The organism is Kutzneria buriramensis, assembly GCF_003387475.1.
Lineage (GTDB): Bacteria > Actinomycetota > Actinomycetes > Mycobacteriales > Pseudonocardiaceae > Kutzneria > Kutzneria buriramensis.
This window is the reverse complement of sequence record NZ_QUNO01000004.1, coordinates 326,185-340,005: the sequence shown is the minus strand read 5'-3', so window position 1 is coordinate 340,005 and position 13,821 is coordinate 326,185. Positions and strand designations below refer to the sequence as shown.

Sequence of the window (13,821 nt, the reverse complement as noted above, 5' to 3'; positions counted from 1 at the left end):
TCCGGATAGTCGACCTCGTCGGTGGCCCCATTCTGCCCAAGCCGCCGCGGCGGCCTCAGGGAAGTACCAGGTTGTTATCTCTCAGCTCAGCGGCACCCGGGCCATGACCACTGCCATCACGTCCCGGATGCCCGCGGTGATGGTGGCCTCGGACAGTTGCCCGGTCCGCTGGCTGGCCGATGCGATGACCACCGCGTGCGTCGACGGGTAGATCGCCACGCACTGGGCGAGGTTGGCCGTCATCAGCTGCAGCGTGCTCACCGACGGAGGCAGCCCCGGCTTGTCGGTCGGCGTCAGCGCGTTCGCCTTCTGATAGGCCACCAGGTCGGCCGCGATCTTGGCCGCCTGCTCGGCCGTGTCCGTGTTGATCACGTATACGACGTAGGTCAGGTCACCCATCGTCGACCCACTGAAGACGACCTTGCCCGCCTGGTCCCCAGCGAGCAGTGTCCTCGCCCGAGCCTCGATCAGCCCCTTCGCCGCCGCCTGGTCGACCGTGTAGTCCCCGTTGTTGGCGTCCGCCTTGCCCGGCAACGGCGGCAGATCACTCAGCTGCACCGCCGTGACGGCCGCACCACCCGACGCCGCCGGCTGCCCGCCGGCGGACGTGGTCGTCGGCACCCGGAACCCGAACCACCACCCCACCCCCAGCCCCACCACTAACAAGACCACCACGACCGTCACCGTCACCGCGTGCTTGCGATTGGTGCGCCTCGTCATCCGTGTGTTGAACAACTCAGGCGGCGGCCCGTACTCCTGCGGGCTCCCGGTCGGCATCGGCGTAACCGCCGTCCACATCTCCGCCCCGTTGACCGAGGGCTCGACGTGCTGCGGAAACGGCAGCCCCGGACTGGTCGGCGGCATACCCCCCGACACCGACGCCAGCAGATCATCCCGCCGACTCCGGTACTCCGCCGGCGTGATCCGCTTCTCGGCCAACTCGGCGTCCAGCGACCGCAGATCCTTCTGCCAGCTCATCCCGCCGCACCTCCGCCACCAGGTTCTGTAGCCACCATCGTGCGACACCCGTCCAGCCCACCCCACCCTGCCCCCAGGTGTCGACCCCACCGAACCACACACCCAACACAAGGCAAAGGCGAAGCCGAGCCCCCGAGGGCGATGCGAAGCGAGCCCGAAGGGGGGTGCAGGGGGGCGAAGCCCCTCCTGCCTTGGGGTGTGGGGCGAGAGCCCCACAAAACACAAAGCGAGAGCCTTGTTCACTTCGTGAACAAGGCTCTCCCACTCTCGCGCGTGCGCCCGAAGGGATTCGAACCCCTAACCTTCTGATCCGTAGTCAGATGCTCTATCCGTTGAGCTACGGGCGCGTGTTCAGTTGTCATCCTACCGTAGCAGGATGTTGCGGAGGCTCCGGGATTTGAACCCGGGATGGGGGTGAACCCAAACCGCATTAGCAGTGCGGCGCCATAGACCAGACTAGGCGAAGCCTCCCCGGAGCCCTCGGCTACCGTCGATAAGACTACACACTCCCCGCGTAGGCTCCAAAACAGGGGGTCAGAGGGGGTGTGACCTGCGGGTTCGCCCTGTCGGGTGTGTCGGGGGCCACCCCCGGTCGGAGGTGGACCCTCCGCCGCCCGGTCACTAGCGTGAACGGGTCCACATCGTCGTGGCCGGGGAGTGAAGAATGGACAAGGTTCGGCCGTCAGCGGCTGACGCCGTCGGTGATCTGCCCGCGGGGGCGACCCTCGCCGTGGGTGGTTTCGGGTTGTGCGGGATTCCCAGCGATCTGATCAGGGCGGTGCACGATCTCGGGGTCGACGACCTGCGGGTCGTGTCGAACAACTGCGGCGTGGACGACTGGGGCCTGGGCGTCCTGCTCCACGACCGGCGGATCTCGCGGATGACCTCCTCGTACGTGGGCGAGAACAAGGAATTCGCCCGCCAGTACCTGTCGGGCGAGCTGGAGGTGGAGCTGGTTCCGCAGGGCACGCTGGCGGAGCGGCTGCGCGCGGGCGGCTGCGGCATCCCGGCGTTCTACACGCCGGCGGGCGGCGGCACGCAGATTGCGGAGGGCGGCCTGCCGTGGCGGTACGCCGCGGACGGCGGGGTGGCGGTGGCGTCGCCGCCGAAGGAGACCCGCGCGTTCGGCGGCCGCGAGTACGTGCTGGAGGAGGCCATCACCACGGACTTCGCACTGGTGCGGGCGGCGAAGGGCGACCGGCACGGGAACCTGGTGTTCGACAAGTCGGCGATGAACTTCAACCCGCTGTGCGCGATGGCGGGCCGGGTGACGGTGGCCGAGGTGGAGGAGCTGGTGGAGCCGGGCGAGCTGGATCCGGAGCACGTGCACCTGCCGGGCATCTTCGTGCACCGCGTGGTGCTGGTGACGGACAACGAGAAGCGGATCGAGCGCCGGACCGTGAGGGAGGCCCAGTGATGGGGTGGAGCAGGCAGGAGATCGCCGCCCGGGCCGCGCGGGAGCTCGAGGACGGCCAGTACGTGAACCTGGGCATCGGCCTGCCCACGCTGGTGCCGAACTACCTGCCCGAGGGCGTCACGGTGGTGCTGCACAGCGAGAACGGCATCCTGGGCACCGGTCCCTACCCGACGGACGACGAGGTCGACCCGGATCTGATCAACGCGGGCAAGGAGACGGTGACCACGCTGCCGGGGGCGGCGTTCTTCGACTCGGCGCTGTCGTTCGGCATGATCCGCGGCGGCCACATCGACACCGCGATCCTGGGGGCCATGCAGGTGTCGGCGTCGGGCGACCTGTCCAACTGGGCCATCCCGGGCAAGCTGATCAAGGGCATGGGCGGCGCGATGGACCTGGTGCACGGCGCGCGCCGGGTGATCGTGATCATGGAGCACACCGCCAAGGACGGCTCGCCGAAGATCCTCAAGGAGTGCTCGCTGCCGTTCACCGGCCGCGGTGTGGTGCAGCGGATCATCACGGACCTGGCCGTGCTGGACGTCACACCGACCGGTCTGGAGCTGGTGGAGCTGGCGCCGGGCGTGTCGGTGGACGACGTCCGGTCGGCCACCGAGCCGGAGATCTCGGTGGCCGCCGGCGTCGCCTGATCACCTCAGGTGTGAGTCGAACCAGTTGAGGGTGCGCTGCCACGCTTCGGCACTGGCCTTCGGGTCGGTGTCGAAGCGGTGGTTGGCCTGCGCGAGCAGCACCACGTCGGTGGCGACGGGCGCCGACGCGGCGGCGTCCCGCAGCTTGGCGACCTCCTCACCGGTGACGTCTTCGTCCTGCTCGCCGTAGATGCCCAGCCAGGGGCAGCTCAGTTCGTGCGCGACCTCGACGAGCGAGGGGATGCCGTCCGACAGCGGCGCCACGATGCCGCTGCCGGAGACGCTGACCGCCGCGCCGATGGCGCGCTTGGTCGCCACGATCAGGGCGGCGGCGCCGCCCAGGTCGAAGCCGATGACACCGGTCCGGTCCGGGGTGATGCCCCGGTCGGCGAGCCACACGCAGGCCACGTCGATGTCCGCGAGCACGGACTCGACCGGCAGCTGCGAGAGCTGGCCGGCCACGTCCTGCGCGGCCAGCTCGTCTGCATCCGGGTAGAGGTGCGGCGCCACCACGAGCCAGCCCTCGGCCGCCAGCGATCCGGCGAGCAGCCGGACCGTGTCGGTGACCCCGCGGGCCTCGTGCAGCAGCACCAGACCGCCCCGCGCTGCACCCTCCGGTTCCGCGGCTGTCACGCGCAGCTCGCGTCCGTCGGTCAACGGCAGGTTCTCGGTCCTGGTTTCCGTCATCTCACCACCCAATCACGCTGGGGTGAACTCCAGTCAACGCGACCGGCCCCCAGACGCGGCTAGCGTTGCCTACCCGTTGTGATTCGATGTCAAACCTGCCGCGGCCGGCGCATCACGTGCACCAGCGCGGGCGGGACATTGTTCCAAATGGTCCTGGTGAGCACGACTTCCTCGAAGCAGCGCCGAAAACCGGCGAGCTGCCGCCGGGACGGCCCGGCCCAGCGGGTCCAGGTGTAGGTGAACTGGGTGAAGACGCCGGCCGGGTGCATCGCGGCCGCGACGGCCTCGGTGAGGCTTCCTCGATATGCCGCCCACGGCAGCCCGCTGATCACCACCTCGGCGAAGACTCCCCGTTCCGCCAACAGTTCCGGCAGTTTCTCCGCGTCGGCGACGATGACCTCGACGTCGGGAAAGCGCTTCGCCAGCACGTCGGCCAGCCGCGGGTTCAGCTCGACGGCCAGGTGCCGGCCGCGGCCGTCCAGTCGGCGCTGGATCACCTCGGTGAAGGCGCCGGTGCCCGGCCCGAGCTCGACGACCACCGGCTCGCCCTGCTCCGGGATGGGCGCGACCATCTGCTCGGACAGCGCCCGCGAGCTGGGGATCGCCGAGGCCGTGGTCAGCGGCGATCGGATGAACTCCTGGAAGAAGAGCTTGGCGTCACTCACGGCGCGGCCCCAGTCAGTCGACGGTCGGTGCGGCGCACACCGTACGGACCGAGCGCGAACAGGAAGCAAACTGCCGTGACCGGAATGAGGTCGAGGCTGACCAGCGTCAGCACCGTGCCGACGACCAGCAGCATCGGGCTCCACCAGCCCAGCTCGCGCCAGTTGAGGATGGCCAGGGCTGTCAGGCACACGTAGAACAGCGCGGGGCCGATCGTGTAGATGCCGGGCAGCAGGCCCGGCACGGACTGCACCTGGTGGTAGATCGCGTTCATCCCGGCGCGGTCGCTCGCCACCAGGCCGGCAACGATGTCGATCACTACCTGGGCCATCGAGGCGGCCACGCCGAGCAGACCGATGGCGGCGATCACCGGCGCCGCTCCGGGCCGGTCGCCAAGGGTGAGCAGCACCGGCACGAACAGCACGAGACCGGCCAGGAACAGCAGGTGCCCGACCGTCCATCCGACACCGGGCCCGTGATCGGTGAGCAGCCGCACCACGCCGTAGCCGCCGAGCAGCAGCGGCGCGGCGACGAAGGCGGCGTTCCGTACCTTGAGCATGCTTCGAGCCTGCGCCGGGCGCAGGCTCGAAGCATCAGGGTCGGACCCTGGCGTTGCCCTGGGTTACGCCGTCACGCGCGCGGAGACCGTGTTCGAGACGGCGGCGCCGTCCTCGTAGCCCGCGCCGAACTGGCCGAAGAGGCAGCCGAGGTAGATGTGCCCGTAAGAGAGCGCGCCGGCCGGCACCGGCTCCGACACCTGCCGGGTCAGCGTTGCGTGCGCGGGCACCGTGACGCCTTGGCCGGCCTGGAGGTCGCCCCAGCCGGTCATGTTCTGCCCCAGGGTGTTCGGCTCGCCGCTGAGGTCGCACTTCGCGGTGATGCCGGGCAGATCGTGGTCGCCGTTGTTGGTCAGGGTCACCGTGGTGTGCGTGGTGTCGTCGGCCGCGTAGGTGTCGGAGTCCAGTGCGACCACGGCCGTAAGCGCGTCCGACACCTTGTGCCGAGCCTCCAGGGTGATCGGCAGCGTCTGGTCCTTCACGTGCCAGGTCGTGTAGGGGAGCACCAGGCCGGCGTCGACGGCGGGTGAGTAGGCACCCGAGGGGATGTCGGTGAAGGCGAAGTGCCCGTCCTGGTTGGTTTTCACCGCCGGCTCGCTGTGCCAGGGCGCGCCACCGCTGACCGAGACGTCGATGCCGGCGAGCCCCTCACCCGCGTCGTACTGGCCGTTGCCGTTGGCGTCGAGGTAGAGCACGCCGTCGACGCTGCCCCTCGTCGCGATGACCGCCGCCGTGGCGATGTTGCTGTCCTTGGCGAAGTTGAAGCCCTGCACTTCGGCTTCGACCGCGATCGGTTTGCCTCCGTCCAGGATCGTTTCCCTGAACGGGAGCACGACGGAGGCTCCGTGGGCGAGAGAGGCCCTGCCGCCGTACCACTGGTTCATCCAGTCCTGTGGCTCGGGCTGGAGGTTGGTGTTCGAGATGACCAGACTCAGGCCGTCCGCGTCGGTCGAGCCGGTGTTGGTGATCGTGATCGACCCGGTGACGTCATCGCCCGAGTTGTACGTCGACTGGCCCAACGCCACCGTCAGATCGAAAGACGGAACGCTCTGCGGCACCGCAGCGGCCACGCCGCCGAACGCCGTGGTCAACGCGACCGTCAACGCGCCGGATCCGACCGCGATCCGGCGCAGCAGGGAATACCCCACAGAACCCCTCCCCAGGCGCAGGTCGCCGACCTGCGGATTAGCAGGCCGGCGTCTTCCGTGCTCGTTGTTCAGTACGTCCGGCGACGCCGGGACAGCACCATCAGGCCGATGCCGGCCAACAGAGCGCCGAGCGCCACAACGGTCAGCGTCGCCACGTCGGCGACGCCCGTGTACGCCAGCTCCGGTGTCGGCGAGGCCTCCGCGACCGGCGACACCGGGACCTCGGTCGTCGGCGTGGTGGCCGTCGGGTCCGGCTGATCCGGTCCGGGTTCCACGGCGACAGCCGTCGGGCCGTGCAGCGCCCGGATCGTCGGCCACGTCGTGCCCTGGCCCTTGTCGCCGGCCACCTGCCACGGTCCGACGAGACCGATTTCGTAGAGGCCGGCGGGCAGCGAGGCGAAGGTGGCGTTGCCGGCGGAATCGGTGACCGCGGAGGCGACGATCTTCTTGGTCACGTCGTCCGTCAGGTAGACCTTGACGCCGGTGACGGGGAGGGGGTGGCCGTCGTTGTTCTTGTCGTAGCCCAGGCTGAGCACAGCGGTCGGGACCACCGCTCCCGGGACGCTCGCGATCGCGAAGTTCGTGAAGACGCTGTCGAAGTCGCTCTGGCCGAAGGCGCATTCCAGGCCGGTGAAGCCCCAGTCGTGGGCCTCGGCCGGCACCTTCTCCGTGGCATCGACCGTCAGCGTCGAGTGCGCGGGCACCGTGACGCCGGCCTTGCCCTGTGGGAGAGTGCCCCAGCCGTCGCCGTAGCCGTTGAGCTCGTTCGGATTGCCGACGCCGTTGCAGACCTCGGTGATGCCGCTCAGGGCGTGGTCGCCGCTGTTGGTCAGGGTCACCGTGATCTTCGCGGTGTCACCGGGCGCATACGTGGTCGCGTCCAGCCCCACCGACGCCTTCAGCGAGTCGGCGATCTTGTGCCGGGCCTCCACCAGCAGGGTCTTCGCCTGGTCGCTCACCGTCCAGTCCGCCGTGCCCGCCACCAGGTCGCCGAGCCCGTCGTACTGGGCGTAGTAGGAGCCGAACGGGACGTCGGTGAAGGCGAAGTGCCCGTCGCGGTCCGTCGTCTGCGGCGGCACGTCCTGGTACGGCGCCCCACCGGAGATCTTGATCTTCACTCCGGCCAGCCCCTCGCCCTGGTCGTACTGGCCGTTGCCGTTGGCGTCGAAGTACAGCGCCCCGTCCACGCCGCCCCGGCCGGAGATAACGTAGGCGTAGGCGTTCGCCGTCAGGGCGGGCTTGGTCGGATCCGCCCACACCTGCACGGACATCCAGATCGTCTGGATCTTGCTGTCCTGGATCGTCCCCGCGGCGGTGACCACCACCGACTGCCCCGGATCGATGTCCACCCCGGTCCCCAACGGCCCGCTGTTGACCGGCGCCCCGGAGAACGTCAACTTGACGTTGTTCCCCGACGCGAACATGGTCACGCCCTTCGCGACGGCCGTTCCGTTGTTGGTGACCGTGAACGACCCCGTCACGTCCTTGCCGAAGTCGAACGCGTTCTTGTCGAACTTCGCCGTCACGTCGATCTTCGGCGCCGGCTGTTCGTCCTGCGCCTTCGCCGCCGGCTTACTCGGCGTCGCTGCGGTCGAGCTCGGCGCGGGAGTCGCTGACGTCGAGGCGCTGGGCGCCGGCGTCACGACCGACGAGGTCGGCGGACTCTCATCCGCCGCCGCCGCACCCGCCAACGCAGTGCTGAACACGAGAGTCAACGCACCGGACCCGACCGCCATCCGGCGCAGCAAACCATGCACCATGAAGAACCCCTCCCCTGGTTCAGTCACCCGGCGTCATCAGAGACGCACACCGGGTCTACCGCGAGGATCGCCTGAACCGCCGCGGCCCGTTACAACATCGACTTCACAGGTCGGAAAGCCGCCCGAAATGCCACCTTTCGACGCAGCTCCGAGCGGCCGTCCGAACCGGTCAGTGGGCGTGGCGACGCCGTGACATCAGCACCAGGCTGACGCCACAGACCAGCGCACCGATCGCCGCCATGGTCAGCGAGGCCGCATCCGCGACCCCCGTGTACGCCAGCGCCGGCGAAGCCTGGTCCACCGGCGTGACCGGGAGCTCAGCTGTCGAGGTGTCGGTGGTCGGCGCGTTCGTCATCGAAGGACTCGTCGGCGGCAGGCTCGTCGTCGACGAGTCGGTCGGCGAAGGGCTGGTCGTTGACGAGTCCGTCGTCGAGCTGGACGTGGTCACCGGCTCGACGCTGATGTCCTGTCCCGGGTTGTCACCCGCGCGGAACGACCGTGTGGGCGACTCGCTGTCCGTCAGCCTCCAGGCGCCGACCAGCGCGATGTCGTAGCTGCCGGCCGGCAGACCGCTGAACGCGTACCCACCGTCGGCATCGGTGATCGTGTGGGCGACGACCTTCTGCGAGGCGTGGTCGGTCAGGTTGAGCGTGACGCCGGGGACACCGACGGTGTGCCCGTCGTTGTCCTTGTCGTAGACCAGCGCGCCCTCGACCGAGGCCACCGCACCCGGTACCTGCGCGGTGGCGAAGTTGGAGCGGGCGGTCCCGTCCTGGTACTGCGCGTCGAACTGGCCGAAGTCGCAGCCGACTCCGGTGGAGCCGTAGACCCCGGCGTCGGCCGGGACCGCCTCCGTCGCGCCGACGGTCACTGTCTCGTGGGCTGGCACCGTGACACCATGGCCGTCGCGCAGGTCGCCCCAGCCGGCCATGTTCCAGCCCAAGTCGTGCGAGTCACCGCTGCGGTCGCACCACGCGGTGATCCCCGCGAGGTCGTGGTCGCCACTGTTGGTCAGGGTCACCGTGATCTGCGCGGTGTCGCCGACGGCGTAGCTGTCCGCGTTCAGCTTCACCGATGCGGCCAGGGTGTCGGACACCTTGTGCCGTGCCTCTTCGGTGACGCGCACGCTCTGGTCCTTGACCTGCCACGGCGTCCACGGCGTCACGAGACCACCGAGACCGCTGAAGCTAGGTGTGTAGGAGCCGGACGGGATGTCCGTGAAGGCGAAATGCCCGTCCTTGTCGGTCTTCTGCGCCGGCAGCGTCTGGCTCGGCGCTCCCCCGGTGATCGTGACCTGCACGTCCGGGAGCCCCTCGCCCGGATCGTACTGGCCGTTGCCGTTGGCGTCGAAGTACATGGTGCCGTCGATGCTGCCCGTGGTCGGCACGACCGACGCCGTTCCGGATGCCGTCTGCACGGCGCTCTTCGAGTCGACGATCAGGTTCGCCCACAGCGTGATCGACTTGTGCGCGTCCGTGATCGTGCCGGTGACGGTGAGGACGACGGAGCTGCCGGGGTCGAGGTTCACACCGGCCATGCCGGGCCATATGGCCGGCCAGTTCGGGAAGGCCAGGTCGACGTTCTCGCCGAACGGGCTCATGTGCACCGTATGGGCGACGTCGTCGGTGTTGGTGATCGTGATCTTGCCGCTGACGTCGTCGCCGGAGTTGTACGTGGCCTTGTCGAACGCCGCCGTCAACCCGAACTGCGACGGCGGGTTCGTCGGCGGCGTGGTCGTAGTCGTGGTCGATGACGACGTGGTCGTGCTCGAACTGGTCGTACTCGACGGCGGCACGCTGGACGTCGAGGTCGACGTGACCGTCGTCGGCGCGCCCGCCGTGGACGTCACCGTCGTCGTCTCCGACGGCGACGTCACCGTCGTGCCGGTCGGTGTCTCGTCCGCCGCGGCCATCCCCGCGAGAACCGTCGTGAACGCGATCGCCAACGCGCCGGATCCAGCCGCAATCCGGCGAGCAAGGGTATGCGACAAGTTGGAACCCCTCCCCTGGTCCACGTCACCCGCTGCGATAGGCCATACACCGGGTCTACCGCCCCCCATCGCTCCCACTCGTACCCCCCGTTACACACCTGATGGCAACGACACACAACGCACCCCTCGACACGAAGCCGAGCCCCCGAGGGCGATGCGAGGCGAGCCCGAAGGGGTGCAGGGGGCGAAGCCCTCCCTGCCTGGGGGTGTGTGGCGCGAGTCCCACACAACACCTGGAGCGACCCCGGCGCAGCGGACCTAAGGTCCGCGAGCACACGTCACCCACGAGCGGAAGCGGAGGGATTTGAACCCCCGGACGGTTGCCCGTCTTCCGCTTTCAAGTTCTACGCATGGCCGTACGGCGGAGTACGCCTGGAGCCGTCACCGCTGGTCAGGGCAACCCGGTGAAGCCCGCGAACTGGTCCGGCCGTCGACGAATGAGACGACGACTGAGACGACTCAGCGAACTACCCCGCCGGCACGAAGTCATCACCGGGGAGCGACTCCGGCGAGTAGACCGACCGCCGGTACCCGACGCCGTCCGGCGGCTCCCACCACACTTCGCTGGAGAACGCCAACCTCCGACCACCCTGCCGCACAGCCCGCTCCGGCTTCTCCACGTACACGAAGGCTGCCGCGACGTCCAGCTCCAGCGCCGCGCGCGTGCTCCAGTGGTTGTCGGTCATCCTCGTTGCCCTCTCTAGCCCGCACAGCGCGGGAAGCGCTGCTGGGCCAGGATCAGTGCTGCATCAGCACGGAGATTCCCAGGTGAGTGAGGTGGTGGTGGACGGCTTGGCCGAGGCGGTGGCTGGTGACCAGGCCGGCGTTGCGTAGGGCGGTGGTGTGTTCGGAGGCCGAGGAGACGCTGATGCCGACGTGGCCGGCGAGGCCGCTGGTGGTGCTGGGCTGGGCGAGGGCGCGGAGGACGGCGGCACGGGTCGCACCGACCAGCCCGGCCAGCGCATCGCCCTTTTCCATGATCGGTCCGGTCGTGGTGCGATAGTTGGTGCGGGCGGGATAGATGAGCACGTGTTGTGACGGGTCCTGAGGGTCCCAGGTGATGCGTGGATGGCCGGTCCAGAACGCGGAAGGCATCAGGATCAGCCCGTGGCCGTGGAGGTGGACGTCGCGGTCCCACGGGTAGCGCGCGGTGATTGTCGTGCCGGTCAGGCAGAGGTCGGGGCTGAGCGTGCTGATCATGGCGGCGAGGCCGTGCGCGCCGAGGGTGGTCATGCGGTGGGTGATGTCGTCGTGGAACCGGGCGGTCACCGTGGGCCATAGCTGAGCGAGGCACGTGGTATGGAAGGCGCGCAACGCGTCGTCGAGGGCGTCCAGGACGCCGGTGTCGCCGTCGGCGTAGCGGCGCAGCCAGGTGGGGATGGGGATGACACCTATCTGCGCGATGCGAGTCAGGTTCTCGGCGTGCACCGACGTGGCGGTATCACGGACGAGCTGGAATGCCTGTTCCGCGTCGGTGGTCAGGACGTCGAGGTAGAGCGCATGGTGCTGGGACGGCACGAGCTGCACGAGCGGCCGAGCGCTGGACGACAAGGCTGAGCGTGCCCGCGGCCGCCAGTCGTGGTGGCCGCGGGTGGCCGATTGCGGTCGGTTCCGGAGCTCCAGCAGGATCATCGCCGTTTCCAGGACCGGCGCCGGCGCGGTGGCGAAGCGGACGCGCGCGAGGTCCTCAGCGTGCAGATGCACTCGTAGCATGGCTGCCCCCCCAAGCCTGACGATGCACCCGAAGTCTAGTCGTCGGGGATCGTGGCGTTGCCGCCGTCGGCAGGGGCCGGCCGTGTCAAGACTGTTCGGTCAGGTCCGAAACGCTCGCATCGCGTGGACCCGTCAGACATGGTGAACATCGTCGAGCGGGTCATGTTGCAGCTTTGGATTTCACTGGATTGACAAAAGGTGAATCGCGTTCAGTCGTGTGATTGCCGTTGCGACCCATCGGGGCACGGTCGAGCCATCACACGGGAGCTCCTCCCGCACCTCCGCTCGACATAGGTTTCGCCAGCTGTACGAGACAAGGAGCAAAGATTAGCATGGCAAACGGCAAGGCAAAGCGTATAGCGACGGCGGCACTGGCCGCCGCCGCTGTCATCGGTGGGGGGATCGCAATGGCGGCGCCCGCCAGTGCGGCTACCTACGTCACCGACTGCCCGGCACGCCCCAACTGGTCACGCGGGGTCGAGTTGTGGGAGCACACCGGCGCCAACACGTGCTTCGCGGACGACGGGACGGGGTGGGCTCGGGCGCGCACATGGATTCCCAACGTCCAGGATGTGACTTCGGGCTGGAACTTCGCCTACATCTACGTCGTCGGCGACCCCAACCCTTATAATATCAAGCCGAACCAGTCGCTTCACCTGTCGGATACGGGCGTGACCGTCAACGCGGTCTACATCTACGGTTAACGGCGCCTTTATCCGCTAGGCGTGTCAACCGGCGCGGCGGCCGAGAATGCCGCCGCGCCCTTTTGTGTTCTGTCGCAATGGTTGATGGGATTTAACGTGAGACGCATTGCGTGCACTCCGGGGTAGTCTTCCTGCTTCTGGCCCGAATCTGGTCGAATTCCGTATTGTCATCGGCCAGTTCGTCCCGGCGTAGGCAGGGCGTCGCAACGTCGACATGAAGGAGCTCGTCACCAGGAGGGAGGGGTGACGGGCTCAGGACCAGCCTACGCGTTGCAGGACAAGGCATCGAGGTCACGTTCGAGTTGGCGACGAGCCGCCCCACGGGTCCAGCACGGTCCGGCGCAGCTCACCGGCAGCGAGAGCGAGGCCCGGCTCAGCGTCGGCGAGGTGCTTCACCGCGTCGCGGTAGCCGGCCAGCACCGCGTCAGGCAGCCGGCCGCCGTACGCGCGGCCGACACCTATCGACAGCCGCCGTAGCTCCGTGGTTAGCGCAGCGACTGCCCCGGCAACCTCGGCGGCCTCGGCCGGATCGGGCACGTCGGCCGTCCGCGCCATGCTGTCGATACGGGAGGCGTCCGCGACCAGCCGGGCCGCCAACTCCCGCCACCCGGGACGCTCCACCGTCATGACCGGCACCGTAACACCGACTGGTCCCTGACCTGCGGTTATGGGAACCGCGGAATTGGCCGTCGGCCGATCTCAGAGAGTTCGGTACTGCTCGGCTACTCGCATCAGCAAGTCCCGTGCATCCGCCCCGGTGACGGCGATCGGCCACAGGCTGTCCGTGATCTTGTGGTAGACGCCGACCTCGGCCGGGTCGGTGATCCGGTGCTCGTCGGTGTACTGCTCCACGAACACCGTCTCCCCGTCGGCGGTCGACTTGATCGTGTAGCCGTTGACCGGCACGTAGGGCATCTGGACGCCAAGCGGGATCACACCGAACCGCACCGACGGCAGGCCGGTCACGGTGATCAGCCGGTCGATCTGCGCCACCATCACCGACGGCGCGGCGATCGGGTTTCGTAGCGCGGCCTCGGCTACCAGGATCTCGATGCGCTTGCCGGGCTGGTAGAGCACCTGTTGCCGGGCGACGCGCAGCCGGGCCGACTCGTCGGCGTCCCGCGCGACTGCGAGTAGTTCGGCGTGCCGGATGAACACCTCGCGGGCGTACTCGAAGACCTGCACCAAACCGGGCACCACGCCGAACTCGACAACGCGGATGCTGGTCGCCTCGTCGTCGGTGGCAAGGCTTTCCGCTTGCCGGTCGCGGTGACCGTGCCGGAGCCGGCGGCGCCACACCACGTGTGCGGATTGGAGTTCACGGGCCTGGTTCATCAGGTCGGCGGCCACCGAGTCCGGTGTTGCCGCCAGCGCGCACCAGGCGCGGACGTCGTCCTCGGTGGCCGTCTGCGTGCCGAGTTCGAGCTTCGAGACCTTCGACTGTGACCAGCCGTCGCCGAGGGCGGCGGCCCATTCGACGCCGGTCATGTCGGTGGCTTCGCGGAGGCGTCGCAGGGTACGGCCGAAGTCCTGCCGCCGATCTTCGAACCCGGTCACGCG

The 13,821-nt window shown here is 68.8% G+C and carries 14 protein-coding genes and 2 tRNA genes; 3 read left to right on the top strand and 13 right to left on the bottom strand.

Features of this window, described 5'->3' with window-relative positions; translation table 11 throughout:
- Nucleotides 1-81: 81 nt before the first annotated feature.
- The 3 genes from BCF44_RS13630 to BCF44_RS13620 form a co-directional block, all read right to left on the bottom strand.
- The gene (locus BCF44_RS13630; protein ID WP_116174597.1) at nucleotides 82-978 is read right to left on the bottom strand and encodes a hypothetical protein; all 897 of its coding nucleotides are present in this window, start codon (nucleotides 976-978) and stop codon (nucleotides 82-84) included.
- A gap of 274 nt (nucleotides 979-1,252) precedes the next feature.
- Nucleotides 1,253-1,325: transfer RNA gene (locus BCF44_RS13625), tRNA-Arg, on the bottom strand.
- Nucleotides 1,326-1,360: 35 nt separating this feature from the next.
- Nucleotides 1,361-1,449, bottom strand: a tRNA-Ser gene (locus BCF44_RS13620).
- Between the two features lie 193 nt (nucleotides 1,450-1,642).
- Here BCF44_RS13620 and BCF44_RS13615 point away from each other — a divergent pair.
- Nucleotides 1,643-2,395, top strand: a complete 753-nt coding sequence (locus BCF44_RS13615; RefSeq protein ID WP_116174596.1) for a CoA transferase subunit A — start codon at nucleotides 1,643-1,645, stop codon at nucleotides 2,393-2,395.
- Nucleotides 2,395-3,039: a CoA transferase subunit B gene (locus tag BCF44_RS13610; protein WP_116174595.1), complete on the top strand. Its 645-nt coding sequence runs from the start codon at nucleotides 2,395-2,397 to the stop codon at nucleotides 3,037-3,039. The genes BCF44_RS13615 and BCF44_RS13610 overlap by 1 nt, the downstream gene beginning before the upstream one ends.
- On the opposite strand, the gene BCF44_RS13605 is transcribed toward BCF44_RS13610, so the two are convergent.
- The 8 genes from BCF44_RS13605 to BCF44_RS13570 all read right to left on the bottom strand — a co-directional run bounded on the left by BCF44_RS13605 (nucleotide 3,040) and on the right by BCF44_RS13570 (nucleotide 11,557).
- Nucleotides 3,040-3,726 (bottom strand): dienelactone hydrolase family protein, encoded by a 687-nt coding sequence (locus BCF44_RS13605; protein ID WP_116174594.1) that lies wholly within the window; start codon nucleotides 3,724-3,726, stop codon nucleotides 3,040-3,042.
- Nucleotides 3,727-3,815: 89 nt separating this feature from the next.
- Entirely contained in the window at nucleotides 3,816-4,391 is a 576-nt protein-coding gene (locus tag BCF44_RS13600; RefSeq protein ID WP_116174593.1) for a class I SAM-dependent methyltransferase, read from the bottom strand.
- Nucleotides 4,388-4,948, bottom strand: a complete 561-nt coding sequence (locus tag BCF44_RS13595) for a hypothetical protein (RefSeq protein WP_116174592.1) — start codon at nucleotides 4,946-4,948, stop codon at nucleotides 4,388-4,390. The genes BCF44_RS13600 and BCF44_RS13595 overlap by 4 nt, the downstream gene beginning before the upstream one ends.
- Before the next feature lie 63 nt (nucleotides 4,949-5,011).
- Nucleotides 5,012-6,094 (bottom strand): hypothetical protein, encoded by a 1,083-nt coding sequence (locus tag BCF44_RS13590; RefSeq protein ID WP_116174591.1) that lies wholly within the window; start codon nucleotides 6,092-6,094, stop codon nucleotides 5,012-5,014.
- 68 nt (nucleotides 6,095-6,162) lie between these two features.
- Nucleotides 6,163-7,854, bottom strand: coding sequence for an SdrD B-like domain-containing protein (locus BCF44_RS13585; RefSeq protein WP_116174590.1), 1,692 nt, complete (start codon nucleotides 7,852-7,854; stop codon nucleotides 6,163-6,165).
- A 169-nt stretch (nucleotides 7,855-8,023) separates the two neighbouring features.
- The gene (locus BCF44_RS13580) at nucleotides 8,024-9,799 is read right to left on the bottom strand and encodes an SdrD B-like domain-containing protein (RefSeq protein ID WP_116174589.1); all 1,776 of its coding nucleotides are present in this window, start codon (nucleotides 9,797-9,799) and stop codon (nucleotides 8,024-8,026) included.
- Nucleotides 9,800-10,311: 512 nt separating this feature from the next.
- Nucleotides 10,312-10,530 carry a hypothetical protein gene (locus BCF44_RS13575; protein ID WP_116174588.1) on the bottom strand — a complete coding sequence of 73 codons (219 nt, stop codon included), beginning with the start codon at nucleotides 10,528-10,530 and terminating at the stop codon, nucleotides 10,312-10,314.
- A gap of 52 nt (nucleotides 10,531-10,582) precedes the next feature.
- A complete protein-coding gene (locus tag BCF44_RS13570) occupies nucleotides 10,583-11,557 on the bottom strand; it encodes an ArsR/SmtB family transcription factor (protein WP_116174587.1) in 975 nt (324 codons plus the stop codon).
- A gap of 332 nt (nucleotides 11,558-11,889) precedes the next feature.
- Between BCF44_RS13570 and BCF44_RS13565 the strand changes: the two genes are divergently transcribed.
- Complete coding sequence (locus BCF44_RS13565; RefSeq protein ID WP_116174586.1) at nucleotides 11,890-12,261, top strand: hypothetical protein; 372 nt, start codon at nucleotides 11,890-11,892, stop codon at nucleotides 12,259-12,261.
- 291 nt (nucleotides 12,262-12,552) lie between these two features.
- On the opposite strand, the gene BCF44_RS13560 is transcribed toward BCF44_RS13565, so the two are convergent.
- Nucleotides 12,553-12,888, bottom strand: a complete 336-nt coding sequence (locus BCF44_RS13560; protein ID WP_116174585.1) for a hypothetical protein — start codon at nucleotides 12,886-12,888, stop codon at nucleotides 12,553-12,555.
- Between the two features lie 72 nt (nucleotides 12,889-12,960).
- A complete protein-coding gene (locus BCF44_RS13555; RefSeq protein ID WP_116174584.1) occupies nucleotides 12,961-13,818 on the bottom strand; it encodes a helix-turn-helix domain-containing protein in 858 nt (285 codons plus the stop codon).
- Nucleotides 13,819-13,821: the final 3 nt, after the last annotated feature.

Bases quoted from the DNA above. Each gene is read 5' to 3' on its own strand.
- BCF44_RS13570 (WP_116174587.1), bottom strand. From the start codon at position 11,557: ATGCTACGAGTGCATCTGCACGCTGAGGACCTCGCGCGCGTCCGCTTC.
- BCF44_RS13595 (WP_116174592.1), bottom strand. From the start codon at position 4,948: ATGCTCAAGGTACGGAACGCCGCCTTCGTCGCCGCGCCGCTGCTGCTC.
- BCF44_RS13575 (WP_116174588.1), bottom strand. From the start codon at position 10,530: ATGACCGACAACCACTGGAGCACGCGCGCGGCGCTGGAGCTGGACGTC.
- BCF44_RS13565 (WP_116174586.1), top strand. From the start codon at position 11,890: ATGGCAAACGGCAAGGCAAAGCGTATAGCGACGGCGGCACTGGCCGCC.
- BCF44_RS13605 (WP_116174594.1), bottom strand. From the start codon at position 3,726: ATGACGGAAACCAGGACCGAGAACCTGCCGTTGACCGACGGACGCGAG.
- BCF44_RS13585 (WP_116174590.1), bottom strand. From the start codon at position 7,854: ATGGTGCATGGTTTGCTGCGCCGGATGGCGGTCGGGTCCGGTGCGTTG.
- BCF44_RS13610 (WP_116174595.1), top strand. From the start codon at position 2,395: ATGGGGTGGAGCAGGCAGGAGATCGCCGCCCGGGCCGCGCGGGAGCTC.
- BCF44_RS13615 (WP_116174596.1), top strand. From the start codon at position 1,643: ATGGACAAGGTTCGGCCGTCAGCGGCTGACGCCGTCGGTGATCTGCCC.
- BCF44_RS13630 (WP_116174597.1), bottom strand. From the start codon at position 978: ATGAGCTGGCAGAAGGATCTGCGGTCGCTGGACGCCGAGTTGGCCGAG.
- BCF44_RS13560 (WP_116174585.1), bottom strand. From the start codon at position 12,888: ATGACGGTGGAGCGTCCCGGGTGGCGGGAGTTGGCGGCCCGGCTGGTC.